Source organism: Paenibacillus sp. EKM211P, assembly GCF_011066175.1.
GTDB lineage: Bacteria > Bacillota > Bacilli > Paenibacillales > Paenibacillaceae > Paenibacillus > Paenibacillus polymyxa.
Genome location: NZ_JAAMNS010000013.1, coordinates 116,080 through 134,851, shown reverse-complemented (window position 1 = coordinate 134,851; position 18,772 = coordinate 116,080). Strand labels below are relative to the sequence as shown.

Annotated in this window: 13 protein-coding genes and 1 pseudogene; 9 read left to right on the top strand and 5 right to left on the bottom strand. The window is 47.0% G+C overall.

The annotated features are described in order from the left end of the window. Positions 1-74: 74 nt before the first annotated feature. Positions 75-611 (bottom strand): VOC family protein, encoded by a 537-nt coding sequence (locus tag G9G57_RS18115; RefSeq protein WP_107734954.1) that lies wholly within the window; start codon positions 609-611, stop codon positions 75-77. A gap of 129 nt (positions 612-740) precedes the next feature. Here G9G57_RS18115 and G9G57_RS18110 point away from each other — a divergent pair. Continuing rightward, positions 741-1,301: pseudogene (locus G9G57_RS18110) on the top strand (NADPH-dependent FMN reductase). A 91-nt stretch (positions 1,302-1,392) separates the two neighbouring features. Here the strand turns inward: G9G57_RS18110 and G9G57_RS18105 are convergent. Next, positions 1,393-2,322, bottom strand: coding sequence for a ketopantoate reductase family protein (locus G9G57_RS18105; protein WP_107734953.1), 930 nt, complete (start codon positions 2,320-2,322; stop codon positions 1,393-1,395). Between the two features lie 512 nt (positions 2,323-2,834). Between G9G57_RS18105 and G9G57_RS18100 the strand changes: the two genes are divergently transcribed. From G9G57_RS18100 to G9G57_RS18090, 3 genes are all read left to right on the top strand, one after another. Beyond that, complete coding sequence (locus G9G57_RS18100; RefSeq protein ID WP_016819405.1) at positions 2,835-3,206, top strand: MmcQ/YjbR family DNA-binding protein; 372 nt, start codon at positions 2,835-2,837, stop codon at positions 3,204-3,206. A 120-nt stretch (positions 3,207-3,326) separates the two neighbouring features. Further along, entirely contained in the window at positions 3,327-3,953 is a 627-nt protein-coding gene (locus G9G57_RS18095; RefSeq protein WP_019686089.1) for a nitroreductase family protein, read from the top strand. A gap of 38 nt (positions 3,954-3,991) precedes the next feature. After that, entirely contained in the window at positions 3,992-4,951 is a 960-nt protein-coding gene (locus G9G57_RS18090; RefSeq protein WP_164965352.1) for a ring-cleaving dioxygenase, read from the top strand. A gap of 114 nt (positions 4,952-5,065) precedes the next feature. Here G9G57_RS18090 and G9G57_RS18085 read toward each other — a convergent pair whose 3' ends face one another. Both G9G57_RS18085 and G9G57_RS18080 read right to left on the bottom strand, forming a co-directional pair. After that, positions 5,066-8,431 (bottom strand): DEAD/DEAH box helicase, encoded by a 3,366-nt coding sequence (locus tag G9G57_RS18085; RefSeq protein WP_164965351.1) that lies wholly within the window; start codon positions 8,429-8,431, stop codon positions 5,066-5,068. Between the two features lie 165 nt (positions 8,432-8,596). Continuing rightward, positions 8,597-9,547 carry a macrolide 2'-phosphotransferase gene (locus G9G57_RS18080; RefSeq protein ID WP_031462840.1) on the bottom strand — a complete coding sequence of 317 codons (951 nt, stop codon included), beginning with the start codon at positions 9,545-9,547 and terminating at the stop codon, positions 8,597-8,599. 333 nt (positions 9,548-9,880) lie between these two features. On the opposite strand from G9G57_RS18080, the gene G9G57_RS18075 reads away from it, so the two are divergent. Continuing rightward, on the top strand, positions 9,881-10,969 hold the full coding sequence (locus tag G9G57_RS18075) for a site-2 protease family protein (protein WP_025363980.1): 1,089 nt from the start codon (positions 9,881-9,883) through the stop codon (positions 10,967-10,969). Positions 10,970-11,122: 153 nt separating this feature from the next. Here G9G57_RS18075 and G9G57_RS18070 read toward each other — a convergent pair whose 3' ends face one another. Beyond that, entirely contained in the window at positions 11,123-12,037 is a 915-nt protein-coding gene (locus tag G9G57_RS18070; protein WP_017425741.1) for an AraC family transcriptional regulator, read from the bottom strand. A gap of 173 nt (positions 12,038-12,210) precedes the next feature. On the opposite strand from G9G57_RS18070, the gene G9G57_RS18065 reads away from it, so the two are divergent. The 4 genes from G9G57_RS18065 (at position 12,211) to G9G57_RS18050 (ending at position 18,708) form a co-directional block, all read left to right on the top strand. Beyond that, positions 12,211-13,605 carry an MFS transporter gene (locus G9G57_RS18065; RefSeq protein WP_107734945.1) on the top strand — a complete coding sequence of 465 codons (1,395 nt, stop codon included), beginning with the start codon at positions 12,211-12,213 and terminating at the stop codon, positions 13,603-13,605. Between the two features lie 100 nt (positions 13,606-13,705). Then, on the top strand, positions 13,706-15,712 hold the full coding sequence (locus G9G57_RS18060) for a beta-galactosidase (protein ID WP_017425739.1): 2,007 nt from the start codon (positions 13,706-13,708) through the stop codon (positions 15,710-15,712). 132 nt (positions 15,713-15,844) lie between these two features. Further along, positions 15,845-17,644: a sensor histidine kinase gene (locus G9G57_RS18055; protein WP_017425738.1), complete on the top strand. Its 1,800-nt coding sequence runs from the start codon at positions 15,845-15,847 to the stop codon at positions 17,642-17,644. After that, positions 17,641-18,708, top strand: coding sequence for a response regulator transcription factor (locus G9G57_RS18050; RefSeq protein WP_038978264.1), 1,068 nt, complete (start codon positions 17,641-17,643; stop codon positions 18,706-18,708). The genes G9G57_RS18055 and G9G57_RS18050 overlap by 4 nt, the downstream gene beginning before the upstream one ends. The last annotated feature ends 64 nt before the right edge of the window (positions 18,709-18,772 follow it).

The window sequence follows — 18,772 nt, the reverse complement described above, 5'->3', positions numbered from 1 at the left end:
CCTGCGAAGCCGCAGGCATTTTTTGATTTCCTGGTATTCCTCATTTTATTCATGGAAAAGCTGGCTGACGCTCATCACCGTTCAGGAGGAGTCCAACGGTACGCTTCACTTTCTTGGGGGTATCGGATACCGTCAGGGTAGCTTATCAGCTCGATAATCGTTCCCCAGGGTGATCTTCCATATACAAACTGGTTGCCTGCACCTGCTTCAATACCGGATAGCGCATGCGGAGGGGACAAGAGTGTTCCTCCTGCTTGTTGAAAACGTGCCGTCGCCGCGTTCATGTCATCCACATAGACAGCAAAATGCTGTAGGCCATAGTCTGCTAATTGGATAGCGAAGTTTTGCGGGGTGTTTTCCAACTGAAATAGCTCAATTCCAGGTCCTTCATGGATGCGAAGCAGACGAATATGAATGATACGTGCGCCTCGTTTTAGTCCTAATTGCTGTTCTGTTTGTTCTCCTTTTTGTGGAGGCTGCGGCTTGTTGAGGGCATCATAGCAGATGTCAGCCCCGAAGGCGTTCTGTAAAAAGGTCGTTGCCTGTTCCACGTCAGGTACCGTAATTCCAATATGATCTATTCCGCGTACGGGATGTTGTTTTGGGGTCATGTATACGTCTCCTCCTTCTCGTATCTATTGTTTTTACCCATAATCTAATGTTTACCCACCAAATTTTTAATTCTCTAGTTAACTGTAGTACACTGAGTATCAAGATTAGATCAAGTGAAAAGAAATGAGATGAGATGGATGGAACAAAAGATTAAGGTATTGGCTATATCGGGGAGCCTTCGTCAAAAGTCTTCCAACACCGCGCTTATGAAGGCTACTATTTAATTGGCTTCTGAAAATATATCATTCATAGTTTATGATGGATTGGGGGATCTGCCCCATTTTAATCCTGACTTGGATGTAGAGGAGGGGCCAGCTTCCGTAAGAGAGCTACGGGAGCAATTGAAACAAGCCGATGGAGTGCTGATCTGTACGCCGGAATATGGGAATGGTGTGCCGGGTGCTTTGAAAAATGCCTTGGACTGGCTCGTATCTTCAGGTGAATTTGTAAATAAGCCTACAGCGGTCATTAGCGCTTCGCCGTCCCCTATGGGCGGTAACCTGGCTCATGCTTCGCTGCTGCTCACATTGCAAATGATCAATGCAGAGATTGTGGAAAATGGAAAGGTCATTATTCCGCATATCACATTGAAGTTGAATCAAGAGGGCACCATAACAAATGCTGAAACTAGACAGGAGCTGGAAGCATTACTTCAAGGGCTTGAGCAAGCATGCAGAGGACAGGCATAGAAAAATTCAAAGCAGATCCTTCATCATAGAAGGATCTGCTTTTTCGGATGGCCACCTACTATGTATTCAACGGCAGGTATTCATCAGTTATCTAAATGTTAGAAGTGTTCAATAAGCTCTCATAGACCTTTAAACGGGCATACACCGTTTCAAGTATCGGATATGAGACATTACTGCCAGAAGCCAATGCCAGAAGTGCACCGTGCAGATGACTTGCTTCAACCGGTAGATTTTTCTGCATATCACGTTGCATGGATGACATCATCTCAGGCTTTAAGGAATCCATCGTTTTTAGTGTATGTGCTTCCATTTCTGAATGAATAGGCATATCGGCGTTGCGTGCGAGTGTGACGATCTCATGCAGTAGCCTTTCATAGATTGCACGCGATTCGGGCGTGGCGAGTATAGCTCCGACGGAGCTACCCATGAGGGTTGTGATTCCGCTCATGCTGGCAATAAATATATACTTCTGCCAAATTTCACGCTGAATGTCATGACTGTGTGTGACGGTGAAGCCTGCATGATCAAGATGGCTACATAGTAGTTGCGCACGCTCTGAATTTGCTCCATCCCATTCCCCAAAAACAATGCGGTGAAACGGGCTTGTCTGAACGATAGAGCCTTTGTGATTTAACGTCGTTTCGATATAACAAAGCCCACCCAGCACTTTTTCAGCTCCGAAATATTCGCGCAAAGATTCAAAATGTTCATAACCGTTAAGTAAAGGAAGAATCATGGTATCTTTGCCGATATAAGGCGCAAGGTCGGGCTGCAATAGAGGCAGATGGTACGCTTTGACCGCGAGAATAATACAGTCAAATGGCTCAGCAGCTTCACCGTAGGTAATAGCCTGGATCGGTGTCTGAAAATCTCCGTGCACACTTTGAATCGTCAGACCGTTTTCTGCCAAATGAAGCTTTTTGGAAGGGCGCACGAGAAAGGTTACATCTTCCCCCTTTTGAACCAGGCGTCCCCCAAAATAGCCTCCAATAGCTCCTGCACCCACAACTAGAAACCGCATCCTAGGGTACCTGCCTTTACTTTTTGTTTCATTTCCTTTAGTTGCAAAACATTAAGCGCCTTCGAGTTTGTCATGATACATTCAAATCCTTTCCTACCTTGGTTTTGGAAAAACAAAAAACCTTCCAGCACATTGCTGAAAAGGTCCGAAAGGCAAAAAAAAGAGTCAATTTGCGACCGTTCTTTTGTCTCGGTCCTTTCGGATCAGAGCAAAATCCAACGAGTTCACCTCCATAGGGTCACGCTTATACTTATTAAATTACACCTTACCAGAGTACCGTTCGAATATATCGATACAGCCTCTCAGGGAAGTATACCAGAATATCAGGTTCCTGTCCCATATAAAGCCAATCCGAACAGTGTGTGACGGTATCCATAATGATTTACCTTTAGCACAGTTCCCCTAAATGTAGCACGGACTTAGTGTATATGTAGCGTAATGAAGGTGATATAATAGGGCGCAAATAGGTAGGTTCATAGAACAAATAACTTGGAGCAGAGGAGAGAAGGCTGGTGTTTGAGCAAATTGTAGCGTATGGTCTGAGCCAAAAAGAGGCCGTTAAGGATTATCCATTTGGAGCTGATCCCCTGGTACTAAAGGTAGGGGGCAAGATGTTTGCTCTCCTGACTGAAAAAGATGGCATTAGCCACGTATCCCTGAAATGTGATCCGGTCATTGCAGAAAACCTGCGTCAGCAGAATAAGGCAATTAAGCCAGGCTATCATTTGAATAAAAAGCATTGGAATACGGTAGAGGTTGATAATAGCTTTCCGTTGGAGGATTTGTACAGCATGATCGACCATTCGTATGAGCTGGTCTTCAAAAGCTTAACCAAAGCGCAACGCGAAGCGATTACGATGAGGATACGGGCAACAGATCTGTAAAAGGGCTGGTGAAGCCCTTAGTAACACTTTTATAGTTTTACTTGACAGAAAACCACTAAAGATATATTCTTAATTTAAAGATAATTTATTTGAAAATAATATCAAGGAGTGGAACTGAATATGAGCGAACTGGTGAATGTTATTCAAGAGAGAAGATCGGCTTCTAAATTTATTCCTGATGTTACTATAGATGCAAAAGAACTGGAAGAGATATTTCAGCTGGTGAAGTTTGCTCCATCGGCTTTTAATTTACAGCATGCGCGTTATATCGTAGTGCAGGATGCAGAGATCAAACAAAGGCTGCATGATGAGGCAAGTAAGCAGTATAAAATATTAACCGCTTCGGCTACCATTGTAGTGCTGGGTGATACAGAGGCTTATACCAAGGTAGCTGACCTTAACGAAGGGTTCCTGAATTTGGGTGTTCTGAGCAAGCAGGAATATGATAGCACCGTAGAATCAGTAACTCAGTTTTATCGCGAGCGAGGACCTGTCTTCCAGAGGGAAGAAGCGATTCGTAATGCCAGCCTGTCGGCTATGCAATTTATGTTGATTGCCAAGGACAAAGGCTGGGATACTTGCCCAATGATCGGTTTTGACCCGGCGAAGGTGCAGGAAGTATTGAATATCCCCGAGCAATTTGTGCCTGTGATGATGATCACCTTGGGGAAAGAGGACGAATCGGGGCAACGGGCAAGAGGATATCGCAAGCCGGTTGGACAGTTTGTTAGCTACAATGGATTTTGAAATTTGTAAATCTTCATGTTCATTAAGGAGTGATTGAGATGTCTTTGAAAACCGCTGGAATTCACCATATTACGTCCTTTGCAGGCGATCCACAGGGCAATGTTGACTTTTACGCAGGTGTGCTTGGTTTAAGATTGATCAAAAAGACAATTAAATTTGACGCTCCAGAAGTATATCACTTGTATTTTGGGAATGAAAAAGGCAGCCCGGGCACGATCATTACCTTTTTTCCGGCTCCGGGTACACGCAAGGGTAAAATTGGAGGCGGACAGGTCGGGATTACGACGTATGTTGTGCCGCCGGGCTCGCTAGATTACTGGGAAAACCGTCTGCACAGCTTGAAGGTATCCTTCACAAAGGCTACTCGCTTTGGCGAGTCATTCATCCAGTTCCGAGACAATGAGGGCTTGCATCTGGAATTGGTGGAGCGCGAGGAAGGCCCGGTGAACACGTGGACAGCTGGAGGCGTACCTACAGATAAAGCGATCAAGGGCTTTGGAGGAGCAGTGCTCTACAGTGCGGATTCCAAGCACACCCAAGGCGTGCTGGAGAATGTTCTGGGCATGACTCCCATCGGTGAAGACGCAGATGCGGGCTATATCCGTTATCAGACGACTGGGGATTTGGGCAACCTGATCGACATTCCAGTCAAGGATGTACCGTGGGGGAACGGCGGCGCCGGTACGGTTCACCATATTGCGTGGCGCGCGCAGGATGATACCGAACATCAGGCGTGGAACGAATGGGTTCGTCAGCATGGTTTTGGGACCAGTGGCATTGTAGATCGCCAATACTTCAATGCCGTATACTTCCGCGAGCAAGGCGGTATATTATTCGAGATCGCAACCGATCCGCCCGGATTTACGGTGGATGAGGAATTGAATGAGTTGGGGCACAAGCTGATGCTGCCTGAATGGTATGAGCCTCAGCGCGCCCAGATTGAATCTAATCTGGTTCCCATTGAGCCTAGAGTGCTCAAACAGGATGAATCGGTTTGAGCAGGACAATCACATATAGAACATTAAAAGGTCCAATGCGGGAAGATTTCCACCCTCATTGGACCTTTTGGGTTCTAAATGTCATAAGTGTAAAAATAAGCGTGGAAGAGCTGGTTAGATCATGAGCAGCTCACGAATCTCCAGCTCGGTCAGTGCTGAAAGGCTTTCTTGCCCCGGCTGAATGACCTGGTCGATCAGGTTTTTCTTTTTTTGCTGTAGCTCATACATTTTGTCCTCTACCGTACCTTGGGCGACGAGCCGAATAACCTGCACAACTTTTTTCTGGCCCATTCGGTGTGCGCGGTTGGTAGCCTGCTCCTCTACAGCGGGATTCCACCACAGGTCATATAGGATGACGGTATCTGCGCCGGTGAGGTTCAGACCCGTACCTCCTGCCTTGAGGGAAATCAGGAACAGCTCGCGTTCTCCTTCGTTGAAGCGACTGCACAGCTCGACTCGTTCGGGGGCAGGAGTCTGTCCATCCAGGTAAAAGTAGGGAACCCCTTCACGGGAAAGCTCGCGTCCGACCATTTGAAGCATCGTAGTGAACTGTGAAAAAATGAGCATCCGCTTCCCGGAGCTGAGACATTCCGTAATAATCTCCAGCAGTTGTTCAAATTTGGCCGAGCTTCCCGTATATCCTTCGATGAATAAGCCCGGATGACAGCAGAGCTGCCGAAGTCGGGTCAGACCTGCGAGGATTTTGATCCGGTTTTTCTGAAATCCTTCTTCGTTAAGATGCTTCAACGTTTCATGCTGGAGCTTGGCCAGATAAGCCGTGTACAGCTTTTTTTGCTCTGGCAGGAGGCGTGATACCTGCACGGATTCGATTTTCTCCGGCAGTTCCTTAAGAACATCACTCTTCAGACGGCGCAGCAGGAACGGACGAACCCGCTTGGCAATCACATTTCGAGGCAGGTTGTGAAACGCTCTTTTTCCGCCGGGAAATAGCTCAGGAAATACAACGTCGAAGATGGACCAAAGTTCTTCCAATGTATTCTCGATTGGCGTTCCTGTCAGGGCAAAACGGTAACGGGCTTGTACATCCTTAACGGCCTGTGCCGTCTGGGTAGCATGATTCTTGAACGCCTGCGCTTCGTCCAAAATGAGCGTATGAAACGATGGCTTGCTGTACACATCCGCATCGCGTCGCAGCAGCGGATAGGAAGTAATAATAACGTCATAGCTGGCAGCATCCCGTATAATTCGGCTCCGTTCCTCCGGGCTGCCATCAGCAATAATGACGCGGATATGCGGGGCGAATTTCTCCAGTTCATTCCGCCAATTGTACACCAGTGATGCAGGGGACACGATCATGGCTGGAAGCTGCTGACTGCGAATTTCCGGCAATACAGAGACGAGGAAGGCAATGCTTTGCAGTGTTTTGCCCAGCCCCATATCATCTGCCAAAATACCTCCAAAACGGTAATGTGCTAAGGTCTTAAGCCATTGAAAACCATAGACCTGATAATCTCTCAAGATTGGAGCAAGCGTGACGGGTACTGGAAAGTCGAGATGGTCAGGATTGCGTATATTTTCTAGCAGCTGGCGAAAGGTTTTACCCAAGGTCAGGCTTTTTACATGATCGTGAGGATCAATTAAATACAGACCCTGCGTGACCGGGATTCGAATCTGCGCTGCATCCAGATTGCTTTTGCGGATACCTGTTTCGTTCATGAACCGAATTAATTCCTTGTACTCCTCTGTTTCCAGTGGCAGCAGGGCACCATTCGGCAGACGGTGATATTTCTGTTTTTCTTCCAATGATTGGAGCAGCTTGCGAATTTCCGATTCCGGTATACCCTCAATATCAAATTTAAATTCAAGCCAATCCGTACGTTCATCCCACTCCGCCCGTATTCTTGGGACAGGCAGGGTATTATTGATTTTCGATTTGACTGCACCCGTGGCATAGACGTCCAGCAACTTTTCCAGTTGTGGAACCGTATGGTACAAAAAGTCATACTCTGCATCTTCATCTTCCATAAAATATCCGCTGTCTGTTCTGGCAAAGGAGCTATGCTCCATCAGTTCCAAAATCCGTTGCTCCTGTTCCCCATCACGTATCAGAATCCGGTCGTTACCTGGCGTTCGTGCATCTGTTTCCAACGGGTTGATGATGATGTCTCCATATTGGAATTCCAATCCTGCCAGTAGTTTGTCTCTTACCCTGTCCAGATACAGCTTGGCCTTCAACGGATGCTGGGCGACCCGCTCTGAGACAGAACGGGTCATATGGACACGTCCGAGCTTCATTAACCCGGGCACGACCTTATCCATAAAAGCTTCCATCTGTTCTGGTGCGATCTGGACTGCTCGTCTGTGATGTACCTCGACCATTCGTTTTAGCTCGGACAAACGCCGTAAGGAATCATCCTTCTGCTTGACAAGCTTGCCATCGGCAATGACGACACCGTAGTCCTCCATGATGGTCAAGTCATCTAATCCTTGAATGCTTAACTGGTAGCCTTCGCTTGTGGATTCGGCCTCATCAAATTCAAATTGCAGCGGAAGCATCAGGTCGGACTGAGGAATACCTTCGCTCATGTTACCGTGAATTTCAAAATAGACGCCCTGTGCTGCTGTCAGCAAGGGGAACAGCCTATCCCAAGCGGCAGGCGGGATGAGAAGCATTCGCTCGCCACTCATATGACTGCCGGAGGCTGAATACGTGCCTGAGGTTTCCCGAATCATGCGCTCCTGATGGCATACCTGGGATAATTGCTGTAGGATCGCATCATGTTCAGCTCGGAAGCGGTACAGCTCAGGCTCGTAAGAGAAGCTCTTCGTGAACATGTAGCTATTCCCACGGTCGATACTGTCCAGAAACGGACGGATTTTCTGAACGATGTATAATCGTTTGGGTCCAGCCTTCATTTCCAATCCAAACATATATTTTTGGTAACCGTAGGCAAAAGGCCGGATGACGAATTGAAAATCCAAGATCGCACGAGTATCCAGCAGCGTAGGAGTGCTGCGAAGCGGTCTCTTGCGGCCGAATAGTTTTAACATACTGTCGGTCAACTGGAGATCCCCTTGTGTGATGCCAGAGGATCGTGAAATTCTAGCAGTGTGTTCATTGGGGGTATCTGTAGATGTGTACATCCCGTCTGAACCCATGCTCCCCGCTGGATCTGGGGCAGTGCCGGGATGAAGTCTGGAGACATAGGAGCGTACGGATAGACTTTTTCCACGTCGTATATCATAGGCGTTAAGGAGAACAGCAGCAATATGTTTGCAATAACGTCCGGTGGTCTGAAATGAGCTACAGGTACATTCCGCGCGGATACTGCCGTTGGGCCGGATCATTGCAGCAACGGCATAAAAGCCGTTTCCTTTGACTGTAGCTTCATACACACCTTCATTATGATCTATTTGTGTAAAGGCCACCTTTTTGGCCCGATAATAGGCATCCCCGTCGTCATAAGCAGATTGACTGCATAGTTGTCTGATCGCTCGCCGGGTAAGTTCAAAACTCATGGTTCGTAATCCTTTCCTGAGTTATTCCGTTTTCTACATGATAACAGAACAGACCGGGTGAAGGACACTTGAGTGCGGAACGTAACTTTAGGAAAAAGAAGAGAAGAAAAAAAGCAGGCCTTGGTCCGTCATTGAACCAAAGTCTGCCAGGTGGCTACAGCTATATTATATGTCGGGCAACCCTTCTCCTTGCTCATGAACTCCCAGCGCATTACGTGCCATATCCATATACTCTTCCAGACCAGACTTAAGGGCGAATTCGGCGATAAGCACAGGGTAAGCTGAAGTTAATTCGACGATATGATCGCTCATACGCGGCCACACACGTCCGCCTGCTGTCTCATAAAGCTTCAATAAACGAGCAAGCTCTACTTCTCCGAATAAAGTATAGTAACTCGTAAAATCAATTGCCGGATCAGCTACTTCGGCCTCAGTCCAGTCTAGTATTCCAGTAACCTCTGTATTCGAAGAGACCAGAATATGACCTGGGTGCAGATCGCCGTGCACAAATGCGGAATATGCCGGCCAGTAGCTATCGTCAGCTAGCCACGTCTGCCATCGTTGCCACAGCTCCTCAGATACACCAAAGACGCGCCGTGTTTCTTCCATTCGCTGAGCCATTAATTGCCGAACTTCGTCGTGCTGCTTTACGCGAACACCGAAATCAGCTGCCCGTTGGTAATCTATCCGGTGCAACGCGGCTAAGGCTTTAGCGAGTGAAGCAACGAATCTATCCGTCAGAGCGTCAGGGTTGATGAACCATACATAGCTTTTTGTTTCCATATCAATAGTAGCAGCGGGAGTTCCCCCCAACTGAGGATAGGCGATGAGCTTCGGACTATATATTTGCCAATCAGGTACCGCTATAGGAAGAGTATCACGAATCATCCGAAGCACCTTATGCTCGTAAGCGGCAGATTGAATCACATCTGCTCGTCGCGGTGTACGTAGAACCCAAGGGGTATCGTGGATGTCTTTGGCGAATACGGCTCGGAAATCCAGCCCGGATTCATTGAGTTCCAATCCTTCATGTTGTATGTGAAGCCCATTGTTTTGGGCAAGGGCCAATATATCGCTAACGTCATTCGGGTTAGTCAAGGGACGCTTTTCAGTCATATGAAACACACCTCATTGTTCAGATTTGGTCTTAAAAAAGGTAACTTAAACAAGCTTCAACCCTTCATGTGAAAAACGGGTTGAGCTTCATTGAGAAGCCTAGCCTTTTATCTGAGACGCATGTAGTGAGTACACATGAATGAGCAAACCTCCTTTTACAAAATAGGGTATCTAACCCAGCCCTAATATACCATCCGACATTCGAGGATGTCTACAATATACGGGATAATGTACATAGCTTCCCCAGTTCGCTTATCTGTGGACTAGAGAAGTTTTTACAAGCTGCACATTGCAGGATACAATGGAAGTATTAGAGAAAGGAGACGGATACGTTTGCAAAAAGAAGACAATAAGACCGATTCCAAATCCGGCTCATCCAAATGGTATCTTGGTAGTGCAGCAGCATTGCTCCTGCTGAAAGGCAAATCGTTACTTGCCCTTTTAAAATTCAGTAAATTTGGCGGTGCGCTGATATCTATGGCGTTTACGATTGGCACGTATGCGATTATATACCCGTGGGGATTTGCGGTTGGGTTCGTGTTGTTGTTATTCGTGCATGAGTTGGGGCATGTATTGGCTGCCAAACGCAAGGGGCTTCCGGTGTCGACACCGTTATTTATTCCATTTCTCGGTGCGTTAATCACCATGAAACGACAGCCTTTGGATGCCCAGACAGAGGCTTACGTGGCCATGGGCGGCCCGTTATTGGGGACAGTTGGGGCTATGGCCGTATACGCAGGAGCGTATGCAACAGACAGTCCACTTTTGTATGCACTAGCATATATCGGTTTTTTCCTGAACCTGATCAATTTGCTGCCGATTCATCCGCTTGATGGAGGACGGATTTCTACAGCAGTGACACGCTGGTTATGGCTGGTGGGTCTACTGGGTGGGATTGTAGTGATCGTGTATTTGAAATCCATTCTATTTTTCTTTATTTGGGCACTATTTGCCTATGATTTATACAAAAAATATGTCAAACGCAATAAAGAAGGCGTCAAAGTTCAGTCGTTATTACAGAAGCCGCTGGTTAACGTACAGCATTTATATGAGCAAGGATATCCGCTGCCTGGACCGGAGCATACGCGCAGATTATCCTTTAATACCTACTCGGATCTGGAAGGGCAGCAATATGTAACGGTATATATGGAGAGTTTGGATGTGGAGCATACGCTTCTGCTGCCACAGCAGTGTCTTGTCCAGCATGTATGGCTGAACGGTGTAGAACATATACCTACCCCAGATGCGTATCAGCTCAGATTGCTATGTGGGATTGACTACATTCCATTTGAAAATGATAAATATTACGAAGTACCCGCATCATCACGCTGGAAATTCGGTATCGGTTATATGGGCTTGGCCTTATTCCTGATAGGGATGATGTATGTTGTACACCAGCACATAGGAGATATCAGGCTATGATTCGCAGGATAGGAACTTCACCATCAATTTAGATTATTAAGGCAATGAAACTCATTAGAAAATAAAATAGAAAGAGCGCGACAGCCGAATATACGGTGTCGCGCTCTTTTTCATATGATTAACGCAGTGGAGCCATTGCTATCCTTCCTTATTCTAGCTCCTCTGCTCATCAGTAATCGGTTTTAACGTCTGGCGGTACTTAAGTGGGCTGGTGCCTGTCCAGCGCTTGAACTGTCTGCTGAAATGAGCCAGACTGGAGTATCCCAGTAGGGAAGCTACCTTGTTTAGCGGTAGATTGGGCTGCTGGATCAGCACCTTAGCCTCATGTAGCTTGGTTTCCGATAGATAGTGACGTGGTGAATAGCCGTAAACCTTGCGGAACACTTCCTGGGCATAGCCCGGACTGATTCCAAGGGAAGCCGCCACATCTTCAAGCCGGAACGTCTGCTCGCCAGATTCATCCTCTCGATAAGGTTTGAACCTCGATTGAATAGCTTCCATAATGGCCTTGGCATATTGAACGGATGAAGGTGCAATTCTCGGCTCCAATCCCGTAGAAATCATTTGCGAGAATATTCCGAATAGCTCGAACAAAGCAATCTGCATGCGAAAGCGGTCCGCTGTCGTATATTCTCCGTTCTCCCGCACCATGCTGATCCAGCTATGGACAACTTTCTGCAGCTTGGTATTGGTTTCAGTGCCTGCCGGGAAAAAGAGCTGATTGCTTTTAATCATCTCTTGACGGAACAATGGATCATCGACATTAAAATGGGTACTAAAATAATACATTCCATCAGGGGATACACACTGGCTCACATGCTTGAACCCCGGCGGAATAATTAAAATATCGCCTTCCCCCACCGAGTATACGTTATTCTCCATCATCGTTTCCTGACGACCTTCTAGAATGAGTGCAATTTCAAAACCGATATGGGACTCCTCAGGCATGCACCAATCCGCTTTGACCCGGTGAATATGGGCACCAAAAAACTTCACATTCCAATCAATAATGGGCAACCATTGGCAACCATGGAATAGAGCTGGATCAACATCTGGATTTAATATCATCAGATCACCTTCGATTAGGGCAAATTTTACACCGCTTAGACAATCTCATTGTACCTAACATTTATCTATAATAAAAGAGCGCTTACAAGTGTTCTAGTATAAGCCTTTACATAAAAAAATCGCTTATATGTAGCGATTTTGAAAGCGATGCCATATTGTAATTAGGAGGAGCTATGGAAACAACATCGAAAGAACGTGTGTCATATTACGTTTACTTTTTGGGGAGTAACGCAATTCTCTGTCTGGTTGCCTCTTTTGCAATGCTATTTTATACGGATTATGTTGGCATATCTGTTTCTATTATTGGTACTTTATTCGTACTAGCCCGTATATGGGATGCGCTTAGTGCTCCGATCTTCGGTGTGATCATAGACCGGGCCAACCTAAGGGGTGGCTTGTTCAAACCCTGGACGAATCTGGCTTCTATTATTTTGCCAATACTTACTGTACTTATTTTTCTCGTTCCGAGTGACGCGTCACTCACCGTCAAGGTGATATATATTGCTGTCACGTATCTGGTATGGGAAATGTGTTACACGATCAGCGATGCGCCTGGGTTTGGCTTGGCTACACTGATGACGAAAAATACGCATGAACGTGATCTATTAATGTCCAGAGGCCGAACGATGGTTTTCTTGGCATTTATGGTCATCTCCTCCTCTTCGGTAGCCGTAGCCAATCAGATCTCCTGGCCAATTTTGGCGCTAATCGTTGCTGTAGCAGGTTTGATTTTAATGAACTTTACTCGCTTTAATGTCAAAGAGCGTTATTCCAACAAGGCAGAGAAGGTTACGCTCAAGCAGATTATGACGTATCCCATGCAAAACAAGCAGCTTTTATTTTACCTGATGTCGTTTATGACACTGTCCATGACCAATCTGCAAGGGATTGTCGTCAGCTATTTTGCCTTATATAACTTGAAAAATCCTATCTATATTTCAATTCTCATGTTCATTTCCTTAGGTGTGCAGCTGCTCACCGCATTAATTTTACCGCCGATTATTAAAAGATTTGGCAAGTGGAAAGTGAATGTTATCAGCTTGCTTGGATTGTTTACTACAGGCCTGTCCTTATTTGCAATCGGTTACAGCAACCCTATTGTTGTGTGTGTATTCGCAGTTCTTTTTGGCCTGTTCAGTTCCGCGCCGCAGCTTATGGTACCGATGTTTACCGCCGATTGCGTGGAATATGGCGCATTCAAAAAAGGGGTGCGTGCCAGCGGAACCGCCTTTGCTACCCAAACGTTTGCAGGAAAACTGGGGGGAGCAGCAGCCAGTGGAATTGTGGCCTATGCGCTTGCCTTTGCCGGCTACATTCCGAATGTACCGCAGACCGGACAGGTGCTTACGTGGATATTTGCGCTTTATGCGGTAGTGCCTGGTGTGGGGGCCTTAATTACGGCAGGGCTGTTCGCATGGCTGTACAAGATTAAGGAAAAAGACGTAGAGGGCTGGCTGGCAAGTGCGAAAAAAAATCAACAGCAGACGGATCTCACGAAGCAGGAAGTTGCTGGTAATACGATATCTGTTCCATCCCTGAAAAAGCCGCATAACAGCCACGGTATTTGAAACAAAGCTATATAAGTTGAACACGAAAAAAATCCCATGGAAAACGGAGTAGGCGAAATGGGATATGACAATTACCATGAACTTATAGGAGGACGACTCGATGAAAAAGCTGCTGTACGGTGTTGCCTATTATGATGAATATATGCCTTATGACCGTTTGGACCAGGATATCCAAATGATGAAGGATGCGGGAATTAACGTGGTGCGGATAGCCGAATCTACTTGGAGTACACATGAACCGCAAAATGGCGTGTTTGATTTCACCTCCGTGGATCGGGTGCTGGACGCTATGCATAAAGCCGGTATTGAGGTCATAGTGGGCACGCCGACCTATGCTGTGCCCACCTGGCTGGTGAAGGAGCATCCCGATGTATTGGCGACAACGCCTCAGGGGCCGGGCAAATACGGAGCTCGCCAGATTATGGACATTACGAACCCGGTGTACCTGTTCCATGCTGAGCGAATCATACGCAAGCTGATTGGACGGGTGAGTCAGCATCCGGCGGTCATCGGCTTTCAGACAGACAATGAGACGAAGCATTACCATACGAGCGGTCCCAATGTGCAATTACAATTTGTGAAGTATTTGCGGGAGCGGTTTGAATCACTGGATGAGCTAAACCGCAAATTTGGCTTGGATTACTGGAGCAATCGCATCAATAGCTGGGAGGACTTCCCTTCGGTGGTCGGAACGATTAATGGAAGCTTGGGTGCAGCCTTTTCCCAATTCCAGCGCAAGCTGGTAACGGATTTCCTAGCCTGGCAGGTTGCGCTTGTCAATGAATATAAGCGGGCAGACCAATTTGTTACGCAAAATTTTGATTTTGAGTGGAGAGGTCATTCCTTTGGGATTCAGCCGGATGTGGATCACTTTGCTGCATCTCAAGCGTTTGATGTGACAGGTGTAGATATTTATCATCCATCCCAAGATGATCTGACTGGAATTGAGATTTCCTTTGGTGGTGATGTGGCGCGTTCAACAAAACAGAATAATTACCTGGTGCTGGAAACGGAGGCGCAGGCGTTTACACACTGGGTTCCTTATCCGGGACAATTGCGACTGCAAGCGTTCAGCCATCTGGCTTCCGGGGCCAATATGGTAGCTTACTGGCACTGGCATTCCATTCATAATTCCTTCGAAACCTACTGGAAAGGTCTGCTCAGCCATGATTTTGAACCGAATCCTGTGTATGAGGAAGCACAGACGATAGGGAAGGATTTTGCGAGATTATCCCCACATCTGGTCAATTTGAAAAAGAAAAATAAAACAGCCATCCTGATCAGCAACGAAGCGTTGACATCCATTAGCTGGTTCAAGTTTAATATGAACAGTCCATTGAATTACAACGATATCGTACGCCGTTTGTATGACGAGCTGTACAAGCTGAATATCGGGACGGATATCATCCATCCGGGTACGGAATCGTTTGATGACTACGATCTCTTGATCGTCCCGAGCCTCTATTCTGCGCCAGATACACTGCTGGAGAAGCTGAACCGCTATGTCGAACAAGGCGGTCATGTAGTTTACACATCCCGCAGTGGATTTACCGACGAGCATGTACAGGTGAGAACATCCCGTCAGCCGGGTGTGATTAGCGAAGCCTGCGGCATTCATTACAGCTTGTTTGTGGAGCCAAAGAACGTGACGCTTAAGGATAATCCTTTTAAAGTGGCAGCAGAGGACAATCAGGTAGATACGTGGATGGAGCTGATTACGCCGACGACAGCGGAAGTATTGGCTTATTATGATCACCCGCATTGGGGCAAATATGCCGCGATTACGCAAAATCGCTATGGTCAGGGAACGGCGACCTATATCGGCTGTATTGTCAGTTCGGCGGTCATCCGCGAATTATTAAGCTCTGTAGCCAAAAAGGCAGGCGTATGGGGACTAGATCAGGAAGCTTCTTATCCGATCATTGTCAAATCCGGTACGAATGATTTGGGGCGAACGATCCGGTACTATTTTAACTATTCCGAACAAGCAGGCTCGGTGATATATCCGCACGGAGACGGCAAGGAGCTGATCGGAGAGCAGAGGGTTATCCAAGGACAAATGCTCCAGTTGGAGCCTTGGGGTGTTATAATTATCGAAGAAGCGTAAATGATGAATAGTGAGCTGAAACCGACGTACGAATCATTTTATATAGTATCGGCCGGGAGTATCCGGCAAGTGAAGCGCCCCTGCGAATTGCGGGGCGTTTTCGCATATGGCTGAATAGAGGAGTGCATCGCTATGCCAACCCGAGCAATCCGCTGGTTCCAGGCGCTGATGGCCCCGTATCGACGTAGCATTCAGCTCAAGCTAGTCTTGACGATGATTGTTCTATCTGTGCTGCCGGTCATTGCTGTCACGGTGCTGGCTGCGGAGAAAAGCAGATCGTCTATGGAAACCGAAGTGGTCGAGACGAACATGTCCAATATGAAATGGACGGGCATTTATACCAGCGACCAGTTAGATCGTCTGAATCATCTGATTTACAGCATTCAGATCAGCCCTGATCTAAGCGATTATTTAAATGAACGAGAACCCGACAATCTTTCAAGCCAATTTAATGCCCAGCGAAAAATGCTGAATACGCTGGCGAATGTGTATTATTCAGCCGGGAGTCATGTCATCGGTATTCAGTTGTATTTGAAGCAATCGCAAACCCTGTTTACCTTCAATAGTATGCAAAATGAAATTACGACAGTGGGCGGTATTCCCCCGCAGTATGCTGAGATGTGGCAAGCGAATAAGGATTATTCGATTCGACCAAGCTCCGCTGACCCGGAACGCTTTACACTGACACGCAGTATTCGGCGTTTTGAAGACCAGAAGCAGACGGGGGCTATTTCATTGGAGGTGCTGTGGTCACAATTCGATCAGACGCTGGGTCTGCTGGGACGAGGGGATCAGCATCAAGTGTTGATTACAGATAGGGATGGCAGAGTTATGTATCCAGTGCAGGCTCGGCAATCGCCTCCTCCTGCAGGAGTGCTGGCTGCTCTTCGTGACGTTAAACCGGGTCCCGGGATGCTTCAAACTGCCGAGCATTATGTGTTCTACAATGATCTGGATGTGGTTGGACTGAAACTGGTCAAAATCATACCGACTTCCTCCATTAACCACAGTGCCTTTTCAACCATGCTGTATGGTATTGTCGTAGGTGTAATTTCAATCCTGGTTTCCATCTGCATCGCTATTTTCATCGCATGGCGGACCGCACGCCCGATTGTCCGTTTGGCGCGTTCGGTGCAGGAACTGGATATGATCAAGGGACCGGTTGGAGAACCAAGTATACGACCGGATGAGATTGGGTTGCTGGAAAGAAGTTTGCATGGGATGGCAGGCCGAATACGCGAACATATCCAGACAGAATACAGTATCAATTTGCAAAAAAAGACGGCTGAATTGAAAGCGCTCCAGGCGCAGATTCATCCTCATTTTCTGCAAAATACGTTGCAAATGATTGGAAGTATGGTGTTTTCCCAAAAGCCGGAGGATACCTATGAAGTCATTCGTTCGCTGAGTGAGATGTTCCGTTACGTGGTACGGGAGCCTCAGGATATGGCCTCTCTGCGCGCAGAGCTCGATCATGTGGGACATTATATGCGCATCCAGCAGCGTCGTTTTCCGCAAAGATTGGTATTTCAGGTGGAGACAGAAGAGCAGGCAATGGATATTCGTTTGCCGAAGCTATCGCTTCAACCATTGTTGGAAAACGCATTTCAGCATGGTCTTGATCGCAAGGCAGGGGCGTGGAAAATGGCAATCCGCGTGGAGATTATGAAAGAAGATGTGTGCATTACGGTCAGCGATAATGGTAACGGTATGCCCCCCGACAAGCTGGAAAAAGTTCGAGCTAGGCTGGAAAACGCATCGGAGGAACCAATTTGGGCGCAGGGCAGTCATATTGGATTAAGCAATGTGTCTTCACGTATACGGATGAATTTTGGAGTGCATTACGGAGTGACGATAGATAGTGAGCAGGGAGTCGGTACATGTGTCACTATTCGTATTCCATTCACCTCAGCAGAGGAGGGCAAAGTATGATCAAGGTATTAATCGTTGACGATGAGCCGTGGAACCGCGATATTTTGAAGACATTTGGCACATGGGAAAAGCTTGGAATGGTGGTGGTGGGTGAGGCAGAGGACGGAGATGAAGCATTCAGGCTGGTCGGGGAGTTAGCTCCCCACATTGTGATTACGGACATGCACATGCCAGGTGCGGACGGAGTGGAGCTGCTGCAAGCGCTAAATAACCAATGTCCTGATGTGAAAATCATTGTCGTGAGCGGATATGATGACTTCGCGTATGCCAAACATGCGATCCGTTATAAGGCTGTTGATTATTTGCTAAAGCCTGTCAATCCTGTCGAGCTGAATGCGGTGCTGCTCAAATGCAAAAACGATCTGGAGGTCAAGTTGGCCGAACAGCAACCAGAAGCAACAGAACTGGATTATGAGTTTTTTCACAAGTTAACCCGGTATAAGCAACTGCTGCGTCTTTATTTTAATGAGCTGAATCGTGACGGGGTGAACTTAACATGCAGACAGGTTGTGCAGGAGTTGGAGAGTTATGGAGCACCAACTCCACATATGCTGGGCAGGCTGGTGCAGGAGCTGCTTTCTCTGCTGAAAGAGCTGTCAGCGGATAACGGGCTGAATACTTCTACGGCAAAGGGTGGATTTCCGCTTTCGCAGGCTGTTCTATCCTCTGTAGAACATGCGCTGGAATTCGTATCGTCATGCTATGTTCAGGAACTGGATCAGCTGATTCGGCAGCGGAAATACAAAAACAAGCTGAATTTGGAGGAGGTACGGCGGTATATCGATAGTTACTATGCTGGGCCGATCACACTGGAGCAGTTGGCGAAAAACTTTTTTGTGAGCAAAGAGTATATGAGCAAGGTATTTAAGCAGGAGTACGGTCAGAATGTAACGGACTACATTGTAGAACGGAGAATGGAAAAGGCGCGGGAATGGCTGGCCAATAAACAGATTTCAATTAAAGCCGTTGCAGAGATGGCTGGGTACGAGGATGTGTCTTATTTTTATCGGGTATTTAAAAAGCATTTTGGCATGGCCCCCGGTGAAATGAGAAAGGAAGTTTAAAAAAATCCAATTCAATATGCTAACGGTGTCCAATGGCAGAAGTGGCTTCCCATCCTATAATGAA